Source organism: Ramlibacter sp. (assembly GCA_019635435.1).
Lineage (GTDB): Bacteria > Pseudomonadota > Gammaproteobacteria > Burkholderiales > Burkholderiaceae_C > JAHBZM01.
In genome coordinates, this window is sequence record JAHBZM010000001.1 from 104,381 (window position 1) to 119,865 (window position 15,485).

Consider the following 15,485-nt stretch of genomic DNA (forward strand, 5'->3'; position numbering starts at 1 on the left):
GCCCTCGCGCCTTGGGGCGGCCCGGCGTCGCTCAAGTCGTGTCCATCGGCCATTGCACTACATCCGGAAATGTTCGCCGAGGTACACGCGCCGCACGTCGGCGTTGTTCACGATCTCGGAGGGCGTTCCCTGCGCCAGCACATGGCCGTCGCTGATGATGTAGGCGTGGTCGCAGATGCCCAGGGTCTCGCGCACGTTGTGGTCGGTGATCAGCACGCCGATGCCGCGCGACTTGAGAAAGCCGATGATGCGCTGGATCTCGATCACCGCGATCGGGTCGATGCCGGCAAACGGTTCGTCCAGCAGGATGAAGCGCGGCTGGGTGGCCAGCGCGCGGGCAATTTCCACGCGGCGACGCTCGCCGCCCGACAGCGCCACCGAGGGCGAACCGCGCAGGTGCTCGACCCGCAGGTCCTGCAGCAGCGCCGTCAGGCGCCGGTCGATTTCGAGCTTGCCCAGCGGCCGGCCGGCCTCGTCGCGCTGCAGCTCCAGCACGGCCCGCACGTTTTCCTCGACGTTGAGCTTGCGGAAGATCGACGCTTCCTGCGGCAGGTAGGACAGGCCCAGCCGCGAGCGCCGGTGGATGGGCATGTGGGCCACGGGCCGGCCGTCGATGGCGATCTCGCCGCCATCGGCGCGCACCAGGCCCACGATCATGTAGAACGACGTGGTCTTGCCCGCGCCGTTGGGGCCCAGCAAGCCCACCACCTCGCCCTTCTGGACGGCCAGCGAGACATCCTTGACCACCTTGCGGCTGCCGTAGGACTTTTGCAGGTGGCGCGCTTCGAGCCGGCTGACCGGAGCGGCGGCGGAATCCGCCGTGCCCGCTGCCGCGCCAGGCCCTGGCGCCTGCACCGTCGCCGCCGTCACTGGCGTTCCCCGCTCAGACGGGGGCTGGGCCGCAGCTGCGGCGCCGGGGCACCCGCGGGTGCGGGCACGGTGGCCGATGCGGCCGGCTTGGGCGTGAGCACCGCGCGGACGCGGCCGCCGGATTTGGCCTGGCCGGGCACGGCGGCGGCGCCATCGACGGTGAACACGTCGGTGCTGTTGTCGTACACGATCAGGCTGCCCGACATTTCGTCGGCCAGGGTGGCGCCGCGCAGGCGCCGCAGTTCGGCGTGGCCGATGAACCGGACCCGGTCAGCCCGGCCGTCGTACTCGATGGTGTCGGACTCGCCCTCGATGTACTCGTCGAGGCCTTCGCGCTTCTGGCGGTAGTAGGCGAGCTGGCCAGGTTCGGCCGTCACGGTGCCGAACTGGTAGCCCTCGGCGTCCTGCCGGACCTCGACCCGGGCACCACGGATCACGATGGTGCCCTTGGTCATGACCACCCGGCCGGTGAAAACGCTGGTTTGTTTGAGGTCGTCGTAGCGCAGCGCGTCGGCCTCGATGTTCATGGGCTTGTTGCGGTCGGCTTTTTCGGCCCCGGCCATGCCCCAGGTCAGGGCGGCGGCAACAGCCAGCAGGAGGGAGGCGTAAGGGTGTTTCATAGAGGCACGAATCTTGCTGGCATTGTACCGGCCGATACCGCCTCTCCAAGCAAATTGCCCGCGATCGCGGGCAATTTTCATGACAAACCGCTGTCAGGCCCCCGGCGAGCGCGGGGGCGAGCGGTGCATCAACGGCCTTTTCGCGCCTCGGCGATCAGGTAATCAGTGACCTGCAGCGCGCGGTCCATGTTGCCGGCCAGGCTGCCGTCAGTGTAGTAACGCCCGGCGATGCCCAGCGCGGGCACGCCCTGGACCTTGAAGGCGTCCTGCAGCTGTGTCGCCTTGCGGGCCTTGGTCGACACCGAGAACGAGTTGTACAGCTGGGCAAACTTGGCCTTGTCCAGCCCCTGCTTCTCGATCCAGGCGGTGATGTTGTCTTCCCGGTTGACGGGGATGCGTTCGGCATGGATGGCGTTGAACACCTTGCCGTGCAGCTCGTCGAGCTTGCCCATGGCTTCCAGCGTGTAGAACAGACGCTGCTGGGGTACAAAATCGTCACGGAAGGCCACGGGAACGCGCTTCATGACCACGTCGGACGGCAGCTTCTTGATCCAGGACTCGAGCTTGGGTTCGAAGGCGTTGCAGTGCGGGCAGTTGTACCAGAAGAACTCGATCACCTCGACCTTGCCCTTGGGCGCCTCGACCGGCACGGCCTTGTCCAGCGCGAGGTATTCGGTCCCTTCCTCCGGCTTTTTCTGGGCGTGGGCCGGCAGGGCCAGGCCGGAGACGGCGAGGGTGGCTGCGGCACTCAGGGAAAACTCACGTCGCTTCATTTCAAATCACTCCTTGACTGTGTCTGAGCCGGCGGCCCGGTAAAAGTTTCAGCGCTGGACCCGCACCAGGGCAGTTTCGACCCCGCCCGCCTCGAGCCGCTCCTTCTGGCGGTCGGCCTCGTCCTTCTTTTCGAACGGCCCGACCCGCACCCGGTAGACCGTGCGGCCCGACTGCTCGCGCTCCGTGACCTTGGCCTCCAGCCCGATCAGCGAGAGCTTGGCACGCTGGGCCTCGGCGTCTTCGGCCGTGCGGTAGGCGCCGGCCTGGATGAAATACAGGAACGGATCAGCCCCGATACCCGCCTTGGCCCGGGCCAGGTCGCCCAGCGGGTCGCCCGACACGGCGGGCTTGGCCTCGGCACGGGCGCCCGCGGCGCTGGCAGCTGCCCGCGGCGCCGAGGCCGCCGTGGCAGGCGCCGAGGCCGCCGAGGCCGCGGCGGCGGGCCGGGCCGGATTCTTGCCGTACAGCGGCGCGTTGGGGTCCCAATCCTTGTTCTTGCGGGCCTCGGCCGCGTCCTGGTCGGCCGTGCGGTTCTGGCCCTTGTTCATGAACGGGACCGGCACCTTGGTGACATAGACCGCCACGGCCAGTGCCGCGGCCAGGCCAATCACCACCCCGATGATCAGGCCCAGGATCAGTCCGCCGCGTTGTTGCTTCATTGCTCTCATGCTCACATCCTGGCCGGCGCGTTCACGCCCAGCACCTTCAGCCCATTGTGCAACACCTGGGCCGTGGCCAGGACCAGGGCCAGGCGGGCCTTCTTCACGGGTTCGTCGTCCACCAGGATGCGCTCGGCATCGTAGTAGCTGTGGTAGCTGGCGGCCAGCTCACGCAGGTAAAAGGTCACGTCGTGGGGCGCGAAGTCCTGCGCGGCGGCAGCCAGCATCTCGGGATACTTGGCCAGCAGCAGCATCAGCGCCAGCGCCTGCGGGCTTTGCAGCGGCGACAGGTCGGTGTCTTTCAGGGCCGCCGGGTCACCGCCATCCTTCTCAGCCCAGGCCGCCAGCACCGAGCAGATGCGCGCATGGGCGTACTGCACGTAGTACACCGGGTTGTCGTTGTTCTGCGCCAGCGCGAGGTCGATGTCAAAGATGTATTCGGTGTCGGGCTTGCGCGACAACAGGAAGAAGCGCACCGCATCGGTGCTGGTCCACTCGATCAGGTCGCGCAGCGTCACATAGCTGCCCGCGCGCTTGGAGATCTTGACCTCCTCGCCGCCGCGCATCACGCGCACCATGGTGTGCAGCACGTAGTCGGGGTAGCCCTGGGGGATGCCCACATCGGCCGCCTGCAGGCCGGCGCGCACGCGCGCGATGGTGCCGTGATGGTCCGTGCCCTGGATGTTCACCACCTTGTGGAAGCCGCGCTCCCACTTGCTGATGTGGTAGGCCACGTCGGGCACGAAGTAGGTGTAGGTGCCGTCGGACTTGCGCATCACGCGGTCCTTGTCGTCGCCGTAGTCGGTGGACCTGAGCCACAGGGCGCCGTCCTGCTCGTAGGTCTTGCCGGCGTCCTGCAGCTTTTTCACTGCCGCCTCGACGCGGCCGCTGGTGTACAGGCTGGACTCGAGGTAGTAGTTGTCGAACTTCACCTGGAAGGCCTGCAGGTCCAGGTCCTGTTCGCGGCGCAGGTAGGCCACGGCGAACTGGCGCAGGCCGTCCAGGTCGTTCACATCGCCGCTGGCGGTGAACTCGCGGTCGTCGGACTTCACGGTCTTTCCGGCCAGGAAGTCGTTGGCGATGTCCTGGATGTAGTCGCCGTTGTAGGCCGCGGCCTTTTCGCCGCTGGGCCACTGGGCGTCCCCGGGCTTGAAGCCCCGCGCCCGCAGCTGGGTGGAGGTGGCCAGGGTGGCGATCTGCACGCCCGCGTCGTTGTAATAGAACTCGCGGTAGACGTCCCAGCCCTGGGTGGCATACAGGTTGCAGATGGCATCGCCCAACGCCGCCTGGCGGCCATGGCCCACATGCAGCGGTCCGGTCGGGTTGGCGGACACAAACTCCACCATCATCTTCTGGCCCCTGGCCGGCTGAAAGCCAAACCGCTCGCCGGCGTGCAGGATTTCGCTCACGACCTGCTGCTTGGCCTCGGCCTTGAGGCGGATATTGAGGAAGCCGGGGCCGGCGATCTCGATGGCCTCGACCCAGCGCGCATACGCGGGCGCGGCCAGCAAGGCGGCCTTGAGCTGTTCCGCCAGCTGGCGCGGATTGAGCTTGAGCGGCTTGGCCAGCTGCATCGCGGCCGTGCAGGCCAGATCACCATGGGCGGCGACCTTGGGCGACTCGAAGGCGGCCTTGGCGCCGGCGCCCGGCGACAGCCGGTCCAGCTCGGCGGCCAGGCTGCCGAGCAATTCTTGTTTGACGGAGAGCATCTGGCGATTTTACGGGGCGGGCGTCATCCATCTTGTGGGCCGCTTCGTTATGTGCTGGAATCCTCGCGGGATTCAACCCATCCAATCCAACCCTGTTCAGGAGACCCCATGAAACAACTGCTTTCCCTGCTGGCCCTCGGCCTGAGCCTGTCCCTGGGCGTGGCCCACGCGGCCGATGCCGAGAAAAAGCCCACGGCCCAACAAGGCAAGATGAGCTCCTGCAACAAGGAAGCTGGCGACAAGAAGGGCGACGAGCGCAAGGCCTTCATGAAGGAATGCCTGAGCGCCAAGCCGGCCGCGGCCGCCAGCCAGAAAGACAAGATGAAGACCTGCAACGCCGACGCCAAGGGCAAGAAGGGCGACGAGCGCAAGGCCTTCATGAAGGAATGCCTCAGCAACAAGGGCTGATCCGCCCCGCTGAATCCAGGCCCGCCCCCAGGCGGGCTTTTTTGTTTCTCTGGCTACTTGCCAAAACCCCGCGCCAGAAACACCGCCGCCAGCGGGATCAGCACCAGCAGGTGCGCCTGGATCATCACGAACTTGCGGGCCCGGCGGACCTCGTCCTGCGCGGGCAGCGCGCCACTGGCCCTGAGCTCCTTGCGCCAGCGCGCGTACATCAGCGTGGGCTTGATCGACAGCAGGCCGATCACGATGAACAGCGCGAGCTTGGTGTGCAGCAGCGGGTTGGTCCAGTACCAGGCCGTGCCCTTGACGCCCCACCAGGTGCGGGCCACGCCCGTCAGCAGCACGGCGCCCGAGGCCATGCCGTAGACCATGTCGACCTTCGCCAGGCGCTCGACCACTTTCGCGTTCATCCACTCCATGCGGCACAGCGCGGCCTCGCTGGACAAAAACACCACCAGGGTCAGGATGGCAATGAAGTGCAGATAGGCAAGGATGGCTTCGAGGGTCATGTCTGTCTCCAGAATTCAGGCTGGCCGTAATGGTGTTTGAGGAAATCGATCCAAAGGCGCACCCGCAGCGGCAGGTGCTTGCGCTGCGGGAACACCGCGTAGATCCCGTTGGGTGGGGCCGCGAACTCCTCGAGCACCGCCACCAGGCGGCCCGCGCCAATCTCGCTTTCGACCTCCCAGGTGCTGCGCCAGGCAATGCCGAAGCCGCCCAGGCACCAGTCGTGCAGCACCTGGCCGTCGGAGCAGTCCAGCGGCCCGCCGGGCTTGAGGTGCACCACCTCATAGGCCTCGCCCTTGGGCACGCGAAACGCCCAGCCCCGGGTCTGGGACGCGTCGCTGGACAGCGTCAGGCAGTCGAACTTGACCAGGTCATTGGGGTGCGCGGGCGTGCCCTGGCGCTTGAGGTAGCCGGGCGTGGCCACGCACAGGCGCCGGTTGTCGGCCAGCCGCACGCTGACCAGTGACGAGTCAGGCAGGTCGCCCACGCGCACGGCGCAGTCGTAGCCCTCGCCCGCCAGATCGACCACGCGGTCGCTCAGGTTCAGCGAGATGGTGACGTCGGCATGCAGTTCGCGGAACCGGGGCACCAGCGGCGCCACATGGCGGCGGCCAAAGCCGGCCGGCGCGGTGATGCGCAGGTGCCCGCTGGCCTTGACCCCACCCGCGCTGACGCTGGCTTCGGCGTTGGCCAGGTCGGCCAGCACGCGCTGGCAGTCCTCAAGGAAGGCACTGCCCTCGTGCGTCAGCGAGATGCGCCGCGTGGTGCGCACCAGCAATTTGACGCCCAGCTTCTCTTCCAGGGCGTCAAGCCGGCGGCCCATGATGGCCGGGGCCACGCCTTCCGCGTTGGCGGCGGCTGTGAGGCTGCCCCGGGTGGCCACCGAGACAAAGGATTCCAGCGCTTTGAGCTTGTCCATGGCCGCAGATTATGCGCATGGAAGTCAAAAATCAAGGCTTCTCAGGCATTGATTGCTTTGAAATGAGCGCTTCAATCTGCTCAGGACCGTAGCCCACATCCCGCAGCAGTGCGCGGGTGTGCTCCCCCAGCCGGGGCGGGTTGAGCCGCACACCGGGCCGCTCCCCACCCAGCGTCAGTGGCAGCAGCGGCACCCGCGTTTCGCGGCCATCGGGCAGGGTCAGTGGCGCCAGGCCTTGTGTGGCCAGAAGGTGAGGGTCGTCAAACAGCTCCTGCGGGCGCGTGATGGGGGCAAAGGGCAGGCCATGCTTTTCAAACAGGGCCCCGAGCTGCGCGGTGCCGTAGCCGCCAAGGTGCGCGCGCAGCAGCGGCATCAGCCAGTCGCGGGCCCGCACGCGGTCGTTGTTGCGGGTCAGGCGCGGGTCGGCCTTGAGCGTGTCCAGGCCAAAGGCGTCGCAGAAGATCGCCCATTGCGTGTCGCTGACCACCGCAAGAAAGATCTGCCCACCGTCCTTGACGGTGAACACGTCGTACACCCCCCAGGCCGAGATCCGGCTGGGCATGGGATCGGCCGCTTTGCCGGTGACCGCGAACTGCATCATGTGCTGCGCCACCAGCAGCACATTGTTCTCGAACAGCGCGCTCTGCACCTCCTGGCCCTGCCCGGTCTTTTCGCGCTGGGCCAGGGCCGCCATCGCGCCGATGGCGCCAAACATGCCGCCCATGATGTCGTTCACGCTGCTGCCGGCCCGCAGCGGGTCGCCGGGGCGGCCCGTCATGTAGGCCAGGCCGCCCATCATCTGCACCACCTCGTCCAGCGCCGTGCGGTGGTCGTAGGGCCCGGGCAGGAAGCCCTTGTGGCGCACGTAGATCAGGCGCGGATTGAGCTGGCGCAGGCTGGCGTAGTCCAGCCCCAGCTTTTTCATGGTGCCGGGCCTGAAGTTCTCGCTCACGATGTCGGCCGTGGCAATGAGCCGCAGCGCCGCCTCCCGCCCCTGCGGGGTCTGCAGGTCGAGCACCACGCTTTTCTTGTTGCGGTTGAACAGCGCAAAGAAGCCCGCGCCCGAGCCGAGCAGCTGGCGGGTGCTGTCGCCGCCGGGAGGTTCGATCTTGATGACCTCGGCGCCCAGGTCGGCCAGCACCATGCCGCAGGTCGGTCCCATGACCATGTGGGTGAACTCGACGACGCGGATGCCCGCGTAAGGCAGTGGCTGCTCAGCCATGGCCGGCCCCCTGCGCAAAGCCCTGGGGCAACCCGGCCTCGGGCGTCATGCCGTACAGCGGCTCGCCCGGCAACCCGGCCCGCAGGGCCTCCCGCGCGGCCATGAGTTTGTGCAGGTCGACACCCGTGCGAACGCCCATGGCCTCGAACATGAACACCAGGTCCTCGGTCACCACATTGCCCGAGGCCCCGGGCGCATACGGGCAGCCGCCCAGCCCGCCCAGCGAGCTGTCGAAGGTGCGCACGCCCACATCCCAGGCCGCCAGGCAGTTGGCCAGGCCCAGGCCCCGGGTGTTGTGCATGTGGGCGGCGCCCGTGTGCTCGCCGATGTCGGCGCGCACGCGCTTGAACAGGCGCCGTACCTGGGCCGGGTTGGCCATGCCGGTGGTGTCGGACAGGCCCGATTCATCAGCCCCGGCCTGGATCACCGCCGCCGCGAGCCGGACCACGTCATCTTCCGCCACCTCGCCCTGCAGGGTGCAGCCGAAGGCCGTGGAGATGCCGGCCTCGATCATGACGCCGGGCGCCAGCTCATTGCGCAGGGCCACGATGCTGCGCACCTCGGCCAGCATCTGCTCGCGCGTCTTGCGCACATTGGCCAGCGAGTGCGCCGCGCTGGCCGAGACCGGGATGGTGAGCTTGTGCACCCCGGCCGCCAGGGCCGCCTGCGCGCCGCGCAGGTTGGGCACCAGCGCCATCACCGTGAGGCCCGGCAAGCCCAGCGCATGGCGCACCACCTGCGCCGCATCGGCCATCTGCGGCAGCAGCTTCGCGGGCACGAACGAGGCCACCTCGATTTCGCGCAGGCCCGCGGCATGCAGGGCGTCGAGCCAGCGCAGCTTGTGGGCCGTGGGCATGGTGGCCTGGACCGACTGCAGGCCGTCACGGGGACCGACCTCACTGATCAGCACGGCGGGTGCAGGGGTGTCTTGCATTTCAAACAGTGTTCTATAAGATAGAACGATATTCTTTCTATTGAAATCATGGCGCGACACCGCCGCGCTGTCAAATCCACCGCCCATGCCCCGCAAAGCGCAGACCGCATCCCTGGCCGAGGCCCATGCCGCCCCTGGCGGCACCGCGGCCGTGGACCGCGCGCTGACGCTGCTGGGCGCCTTCAGGGCCGGCGACGCCGCACTGACACTGGCCGAGCTGGCCGAACGCACCCGGCTGTACAAGAGCACGGCGCTGCGGCTGCTGGCTTCGCTCGCCCATGCGGGCCTGGTGCAGCGGCTGGAGGCGGGCACCGACCGCGGCAGCTGGGCACTGGGCCCCGAGGTGGCGCGGCTGCACAGCATCCATGCGGCCGCGTTCTCGCTGGACCAGGTGGTCATGCCGGTGCTGCAGGCGCTGATGAAGGCCACGGGCGAGAGCGCGGCCTACCACGTGCTGCGCGGGGAAGGCGACGAACAGGTGCGGCTGTGCCTGTACCGCGTGGACTCGCCCCAGCCCATCCGTGACTTCATCAAGGCTGGTGACGTGTTGTCGGCATCACGCGGCACCGGCGCCCGCGTGCTGCAGGCCTTTGGCAAGCCCCGCAGCGGCCTGGGCGCGCGCGACCGCCGGCTGCTGGCCGGCATCCGGGAGCGGGGCTTCTTCACCGCCAGCGGGGACCGCCTGGCGGGCGTCACGGGCATCTCCGCCCCGGTGTTCGATGCGGATGCACGGATTGCCGCCGCCGTCACCCTCACCATGCCCACCCACCGCTACGACGAACGCCATGTCCAGCCGGTGCTGGCGGCCGCACGGCAACTCAGCGGCAAGGTCTGACGCCCCGGTTGTGGCACAGTGGGCGGCGCAGTGATGTGCCTGCGTTGCCCTTGACCGGAGCCCCATGAGCCCTCCAGTACCTCCCGCCAACGCCAGTGCCGGTGCCCCGCCGGGCGGCCTGGGCACCTTTGCCGGCGTGTTCACGCCGAGCATCCTCACCATTCTGGGCATCGTCCTGTTCCTGCGGGTGGGCTTTGTGGTGGGCAGCACCGGGTTGGCCTACGCTTTGCTGGTGATCGCGGCGGCCAATGCCATTTCGGTGCTGACCGCGCTGTCGGTGGCGGCGGTGGCCACCAACCTGCGGGTCAAGGCCGGGGGAGACTACTACCTGATCTCGCGCACGCTGGGGCCGGGCTTTGGCGGCGCGATCGGGCTGGTGCTGTTCCTGGCCCAGGCGGTGTCGATCGGCTTTTACTGCATTGGCTTTGCCGAAGCAGTGGCCCCGCTGGCCGGCCTGACGCATCCGTTTGCGCTGCGGGCCGTGGCGCTGGCCGCCATCGTGCTGCTGGGCGTGCTGGCCTGGGTGGGCGCCGACCTGGCCACGCGCTTCCAGTACGTGGTGATGGTGCTGCTGGTGGCCGGCATTGCGTCGTTTGTCTGGGGCGCGCTGGGGGGCTGGACGCCCGGGCTGCTGTCGGCCAACTGGCACGCGCCGGCCAACAGCCTGCCGTTCTGGGCGGCATTTGCCATCTTTTTCCCCGCCGTCACCGGCTTCACGCAGGGCGTGAGCATGTCGGGCGACCTGGCCCGCCCCAGCCAGAGCATTCCGCGCGGGGTGTTCGCGGCGGTGGCGCTGTCGGTGGTGGTGTACTTTGGCGCCGCGGTGCTGTTTGCCGCGGCCATGCCGCTGGACGACCTGCGCCGCGACACCGGCGCCATGAAGCAGCTGGCCGCCTTGCGCCCGCTGGTGGACCTGGGCGTGATGGCGGCCACGCTGTCATCGGCGCTGGCCTCGTTCATGGGCGCGCCGCGCATCCTGCAGTCGCTGGCGCGCGACCAGATCTTTCCCTGGCTCAACAGCTTCTCGGTGGTGCACGAGGCCTCGGGCAACCCGCGTCGCGCCGTGCTGCCCACCTTTGTGGTGGCGGTGCTGGTGGTGATGCTGGGCGAGCTGGACCTGATTGCCGGCGTGGTGTCGATGTTCTTCCTGGTGTCGTACGGCCTGCTGAACTACGCCACCTACTACGAAGCCCGCTCGGGCAGCCCGTCGTTTCGCCCCACCTTCCGCTGGTATGACCGGCGCCTGGCGCTGGCCGGCGCGGGGGCCTGCCTGGTGGCCATGCTGGCCATTGACGCCATGGCCGGGTTCTTTGCCACGGCCGTGGTCTACGGCATTTACCGCTATGTGCTGCGCCGCAAGACGCCCGCGCGCTGGGCCGATGGCCGCCGGGCCTTTCACCTGCAGGCGGCGCGCGAGCATCTGCTGGCCGCCGCTGCCGAGCCCGAACACGCCCGCGCCTGGCGCCCGCAGCTGCTGGTGTTCTCGGACTCGCCGCTGCGCCGCGCGCGGGTGCTGCGCTTTGCCCACTGGGTGGAAGGCGGCGCCGGCATGACCACCGTGGTGCGCATGATCGTGGGCGACTCCGCGCGCGCCCTGGCCCAGCGCAGGGAGGCGTCGGAGCAGCTCACCGAGGAGCTCAAGGCCGCCGGCTCCAGTGCCTTCCCGCTGGTGCTGATGGGCGAGGACACCAGCCAGATGGTGGCCTCGGTGGTGCAGACGGCGGGCGTGGGGCCACTGCGCGTGAACACGGCCATTGCCAACTGGCCCCAGGCCAACGCGGCGTTCTACGAGCCGCTGGGCATTGGCGGCTTTGGCCGCCATGTGGCGCTGGCCTTCCGCCTGGGCACCAACCTGATCCTGCTGGATTCCGACGCCGCCGAATGGGACACGCTGCAGGCCGTGCCCGCGGCCGACCGGGTGATTGACGTGTGGTGGCGCGACAGCCTCACGGGCGAGCTGATGCTGATGCTGGCCTACCTCATGACGCGCAGCCGCGAATGGCGGCACGCCACCATCCGCCTGATTGCCGCGCCCGAGAACGGCGAACCGGCCGAGCCCTGGCGCGCCGCGCTGGAAGCGCAGATCGACAAGGTGCGCATCCCGGCCGAGATCGTGCTCGCGGCCGACCACAACGAGGCCACCGTCATTGCCACCTCGCGCGCCAGCGCCATGGTATTCATGCCGTTTCGCATTCACGGCGGGCGCTTTTACTCACCCTTTGGCTGGGAGATCAACGACGCGCTGCCCCAGCTGCCCATCACCGCGTTGGTGCTGGCCGCGCAGGATGTGGACCTGGAAGCCGAGCCGGACCACGAGAGTGACGACCCGGGTCCGCCCCAGGATCACTCCTGAGGCGCCGCCAGGCTGTCCAGCAACCGCTGCAACGGATCTGCAGGCGCACCGGGGGCGGACTGTTCCGCCAGGTCACCCATGTCGCGCACCTGCTGCTGCAAAACCGCAGCGTTCGGCGGCGGCGGGCCCGCGTCATACCGCAACAGCAATGCGGGGAAGGCAATGATCAGGGCCATCACCACCAGTTGAACCAGCACGAAGGGCATCGCACCCAGGTAGATGTCGCCGGTGGACACGCGCGCAAGCCGTTGCCCGCTCGCCGGGTCCAGGGTGTCCACGGCGGGCGCCACGCTGCGCAGGTAGAACAGGGCATAGCCGAATGGCGGCGTCATGAAGGAAGTCTGCAGATTGATGCCCACCAGCACGCCGAACCAGACCAGGTCAATGCCCAGCCGCTCGGCAATGGGCGCCAGCAGGGGCAACAGGACAAAAGCGATCTCGAAAAAATCAAGGAAGAAGCCCAGCACAAAAACCAGCGCCGTCACCACCACCAGAAAGCCCGTCGCGCCACCGGGCAGATGCTCGAACAGCCCCTGCACCCACAGCGTGCCGTCCAGCGCATTGAACGTCAGGCTGAACACCGTGGAACCGATGAGGATGAACATCACAAAGCAGGACAGCTTGGTGGTGGACAACAGTGCCTGCGCGGTTTCGCGCACCGTGATGCGGCGCCGCACCGCGGCCAGGGCCAGCGCACCCACCGCGCCCATGGCACCGCCCTCGGTGGGGGAGGCCACGCCCAGAAAGATCGTGCCCAGCACCAGGAAGATCAGGATCAGCGGCGGCACCAGCACAAAGGCCACCCGGCGCGCCAGGGCCGACAGCCAGTGCAGGCGCAGCCAGGAATCCAGCAGGGCCAGCACAAAGGCCGACAGCACCGCGCCGGCCAGCCCCACCATCACCACCTCATCGGCGGGAGGCGCCAGGTCGCGCCCGTTCCAGCGCAGCAGCGCCGGGTAGGCCTGCAACAGGCACCAGCCCGCCGCCGCGGACACCGCACACAACACGCCCAGCGACCGGTGGCCGCTGCGCCCGGACGCCTCGCGGAATGAACGCGCGGCCAGGGGCAAGGCGGGCATCCAGCCCGGGCGCGTCCACGCCAACACGGCCACCAGCAGCGCGTACAGGCCGATCAGCAGGGCCGCCGGCACCAGCACGGCGGCATACATGTCGCCCACACTGCGCCCGAGCTGGTCGGCCATCACGATCAGCACCAGCGAGGGCGGCACCACCTGCGCGAGGCTGCCGCTGGCCGTGATCACGCCAGCGGCCATTCGCGGGTTGTAGCCGTTGCGCAGCATGATGGGCAGCGAGATCAGGCCCATGGAGATGACCGACGCCGCCACCACACCGGTGGTGGCTCCCAGCAAAGCGCCGACAAACACCACGGCCAGCGCCAGCCCGCCACGCACCGGTCCAAACACCTGGCCTGCGGTTTCGAGCAGGTCCTCGGCCATGCCCGAGCGCTGCAGGATCAGCCCCATGAAGGTGAAAAACGGGATGGCCAGCAGGTTTTCATTCACCATGATGCCGAACACCCTCAGCGGCAACGCCTGCAACAGGGCCGGTGGCAGCACGCCCAGTTCAATGCCCAACAGGCCGAAGCTCAGGCCACAGGCCGCCAGGCCAAACGCCACCGGGATGCCCGACAGCAGGAACAGCGCCAGGGCCGCGAACATCAGCGGCGGCAAGATGGCGGAGAGCCCGCTCATGGCCGCGGGCTGCCCACTGGCGCCGGGCCCATGAATTCGGGCAGATCGGCCTCGCAGGTCGTGGCCCGGGTGCGCCGGCCCTGCAGGAACTCCATGCGCTTGATGATTTCGGACAGCGATTGCAGCCCCAGCAAGGCAAAGCCCAGCGGAATGCACAGGCGCACCGGCCAGCGCACCAGGCCGTCGGAGTTGAACGAGCGCTCGCCCTCCGTCCAGGCGCGCCAGAAGTACTCTGCGCCCAGGCCGACCATCAGCACGCACAGGGGCAGCACCGCCAGCACCAGCGCCAGCACATCGATCCAGGCGCGCAGCCGTGGTGAAAAGCGCTGCGCCAGGGCGTCAACGCGAACATGCTCGTCCACCATGAGCACGTAGCCGGAAGCCAGCAGAAAGGCCGCTGCGAAGAGGTACCACTGGCCCTCCAGCCAGGCATTGGAAGCCAGGCCGAACGCCTTGCGCATGCTGGCATTGCCCGCGCTGATCAGCACGGAAGCCAGAATGAACCAGACGGTGAACCGCCCGATGCGGCGGTTGAGGGCGTCAATGGCACGGGAGATCAGGCGCAAAGGCTCCATCGCACTGTCTTTCATGATGCGTGGACTGACCCTACCCGGATTCACGCTGAAACACAAACCGGCGCGGCCCGCGAGGTGGCATCATGGACCTACACCCCTCCCCCGGGAACCAGGAGAAAACCATGCGCCTACGTACCGTCCTTGTTGTTGTTGCCATTGCACTGCTCGCCGCCTTTGCGGCGCTGAACTGGAGCGCCTTCGTCGCGCCCACCACCCTGAGCCTGGGCTACACCGTGTTCGAGGCGCCCCTGGGCCTGCTGATGCTGGGCGTGCTGATGCTGCTCACGCTGGCCTTTGCGCTGTACATGGCGTTCTGGCAGGCCGGCATGCTGCTGGAGTCGCGCCGCCTGGGCAAGGAACTGCAGCAGCAGCGCAGCCTGGCCGACCAGGCCGAAGCCTCGCGCTTCACCGAGCTGCGCACCACGCTGCTGGCCGAGTTCGAGCGCCTGACCGGCCAGCTCAACCAGACCCAGGAAGCCCTGAAGGCCGAGATGCGCGACAACACCAACGCCCTGTCCGCGGCCATCGCCGAGATGGATGACCGCCTCAGCCGCGCCAGCGGGCCCGGCTCCACGCCCTGAACCCCACCCGCGCCGCCCCGTGGCGAATCGCCATTAGCGTCAATTCAGTCACTGATAAATCACTTTTTTTGGCCTTAATAGCTGGCGAAGTATCAAATAAAGTCGGGCGATGGAAAAACCACGCGCCGTCCTTTTTGACGCCTATGGCACGCTGTTTGACGTCTACAGCGTCGGCCTGCTGGCCGAGCAGCTGTTTCCGGGCCAGGGCCAGGCCCTGGGCGTGCTCTGGCGCGACAAGCAGATTGAATACACGCGGCTGGTCACCACCAGCGACCATGGCGCGCACTACCAGCCGTTCTGGGCGCTGACCCGCGCCGGCCTGCGCTACGCCTGCAAGAAGCTCGCGCTGGACCTCACGCCCGCGCGCGAGGAGCAGCTCATGAACCAGTACCGCCACCTCTCGGCCTTTCCCGAGAACCGCGAGGTGCTGCAGGCGCTCAAGAGCCGCGGCGTGGTCACCGGCATCCTGAGCAACGGCGACCCCGACATGCTGGCCGTGGCCGTGAAAAGCGCGGGCCTGGAAGACCTGCTGGACCATGTGCTGAGCGTGGACAGCCTGCGCAAGTACAAGACCCACCCTGACTGCTACGCGCTGGGCCCCCAGGCCACCGGCCTGGACGTGAAGCAGATGGCCTTTGTGAGCTGCAACGCCTGGGACGCGCTGGCCGCCACCTGGTACGGATATCGCACGCTGTGGGTCAACCGCTACCAGCTGCCGTTTGAAGAGCTCGGCACCCAGCCCACCCGCACCGGCAGCAACCTGCGCGACGTGCTCGGATTTTTTGAATCTTGAATTGAAGGAGTGACCCC

Annotated in this window: 16 protein-coding genes; 5 read left to right on the forward strand and 11 right to left on the reverse strand. The window is 68.1% G+C overall.

Annotated features, from left to right (window positions below; all coding sequences use genetic code 11):
• Window positions 1-57 precede the first annotated feature (57 nt).
• The 5 genes from lptB to KF796_00540 all read right to left on the reverse strand — a co-directional run bounded on the left by lptB (window position 58) and on the right by KF796_00540 (window position 4,632).
• A complete protein-coding gene (gene lptB / locus KF796_00520; protein ID MBX3585096.1) occupies window positions 58-855 on the reverse strand; it encodes an LPS export ABC transporter ATP-binding protein in 798 nt (265 codons plus the stop codon).
• A gap of 11 nt (window positions 856-866) precedes the next feature.
• On the reverse strand, window positions 867-1,490 hold the full coding sequence (gene lptA, locus KF796_00525; GenBank protein ID MBX3585097.1) for a lipopolysaccharide transport periplasmic protein LptA: 624 nt from the start codon (window positions 1,488-1,490) through the stop codon (window positions 867-869).
• A gap of 128 nt (window positions 1,491-1,618) precedes the next feature.
• Window positions 1,619-2,263 (reverse strand): thiol:disulfide interchange protein DsbA/DsbL, encoded by a 645-nt coding sequence (locus KF796_00530; GenBank protein ID MBX3585098.1) that lies wholly within the window; start codon window positions 2,261-2,263, stop codon window positions 1,619-1,621.
• 48 nt (window positions 2,264-2,311) lie between these two features.
• Entirely contained in the window at window positions 2,312-2,923 is a 612-nt protein-coding gene (locus KF796_00535; protein ID MBX3585099.1) for an SPOR domain-containing protein, read from the reverse strand.
• A gap of 11 nt (window positions 2,924-2,934) precedes the next feature.
• Window positions 2,935-4,632 carry an arginine--tRNA ligase gene (locus KF796_00540; GenBank protein MBX3585100.1) on the reverse strand — a complete coding sequence of 566 codons (1,698 nt, stop codon included), beginning with the start codon at window positions 4,630-4,632 and terminating at the stop codon, window positions 2,935-2,937.
• Window positions 4,633-4,740: 108 nt separating this feature from the next.
• Here KF796_00540 and KF796_00545 point away from each other — a divergent pair, with 108 nt between their 5' ends.
• Window positions 4,741-5,040 (forward strand): phosphate starvation-inducible protein PsiF, encoded by a 300-nt coding sequence (locus KF796_00545; protein ID MBX3585101.1) that lies wholly within the window; start codon window positions 4,741-4,743, stop codon window positions 5,038-5,040.
• A 53-nt stretch (window positions 5,041-5,093) separates the two neighbouring features.
• Here the strand turns inward: KF796_00545 and KF796_00550 are convergent, their stop codons facing one another.
• Genes KF796_00550 through KF796_00565 form a run of 4 tightly spaced genes read right to left on the reverse strand, consistent with a single transcriptional unit; the run spans window position 5,094 to window position 8,619 of the window.
• Entirely contained in the window at window positions 5,094-5,546 is a 453-nt protein-coding gene (locus KF796_00550) for a DUF2214 family protein (protein ID MBX3585102.1), read from the reverse strand.
• Complete coding sequence (locus tag KF796_00555) at window positions 5,543-6,463, reverse strand: LysR family transcriptional regulator (protein MBX3585103.1); 921 nt, start codon at window positions 6,461-6,463, stop codon at window positions 5,543-5,545. The genes KF796_00550 and KF796_00555 overlap by 4 nt, the downstream gene beginning before the upstream one ends.
• A gap of 31 nt (window positions 6,464-6,494) precedes the next feature.
• Window positions 6,495-7,685: a CoA transferase gene (locus tag KF796_00560; GenBank protein ID MBX3585104.1), complete on the reverse strand. Its 1,191-nt coding sequence runs from the start codon at window positions 7,683-7,685 to the stop codon at window positions 6,495-6,497.
• Window positions 7,678-8,619 carry a hydroxymethylglutaryl-CoA lyase gene (locus tag KF796_00565; protein ID MBX3585105.1) on the reverse strand — a complete coding sequence of 314 codons (942 nt, stop codon included), beginning with the start codon at window positions 8,617-8,619 and terminating at the stop codon, window positions 7,678-7,680. The genes KF796_00560 and KF796_00565 overlap by 8 nt, the downstream gene beginning before the upstream one ends.
• 85 nt (window positions 8,620-8,704) lie before the next feature.
• Between KF796_00565 and KF796_00570 the strand changes: the two genes are divergently transcribed.
• Complete coding sequence (locus KF796_00570) at window positions 8,705-9,454, forward strand: helix-turn-helix domain-containing protein (GenBank protein MBX3585106.1); 750 nt, start codon at window positions 8,705-8,707, stop codon at window positions 9,452-9,454.
• A 64-nt stretch (window positions 9,455-9,518) separates the two neighbouring features.
• Window positions 9,519-11,807 (forward strand): hypothetical protein, encoded by a 2,289-nt coding sequence (locus tag KF796_00575; protein ID MBX3585107.1) that lies wholly within the window; start codon window positions 9,519-9,521, stop codon window positions 11,805-11,807.
• On the opposite strand, the gene KF796_00580 is transcribed toward KF796_00575, so the two are convergent.
• Window positions 11,798-13,519 (reverse strand): TRAP transporter large permease subunit, encoded by a 1,722-nt coding sequence (locus tag KF796_00580; GenBank protein ID MBX3585108.1) that lies wholly within the window; start codon window positions 13,517-13,519, stop codon window positions 11,798-11,800. The genes KF796_00575 and KF796_00580 overlap by 10 nt on opposite strands.
• Complete coding sequence (locus tag KF796_00585) at window positions 13,516-14,109, reverse strand: TRAP transporter small permease subunit (protein ID MBX3585109.1); 594 nt, start codon at window positions 14,107-14,109, stop codon at window positions 13,516-13,518. The genes KF796_00580 and KF796_00585 overlap by 4 nt, the downstream gene beginning before the upstream one ends.
• Window positions 14,110-14,216: 107 nt before the next feature.
• On the opposite strand from KF796_00585, the gene KF796_00590 reads away from it, so the two are divergent.
• Both KF796_00590 and KF796_00595 read left to right on the forward strand, forming a co-directional pair.
• Window positions 14,217-14,675 carry a LapA family protein gene (locus KF796_00590; protein MBX3585110.1) on the forward strand — a complete coding sequence of 153 codons (459 nt, stop codon included), beginning with the start codon at window positions 14,217-14,219 and terminating at the stop codon, window positions 14,673-14,675.
• A 109-nt stretch (window positions 14,676-14,784) separates the two neighbouring features.
• Window positions 14,785-15,468 (forward strand): haloacid dehalogenase type II, encoded by a 684-nt coding sequence (locus KF796_00595; GenBank protein ID MBX3585111.1) that lies wholly within the window; start codon window positions 14,785-14,787, stop codon window positions 15,466-15,468.
• Window positions 15,469-15,485 lie beyond the last annotated feature (17 nt).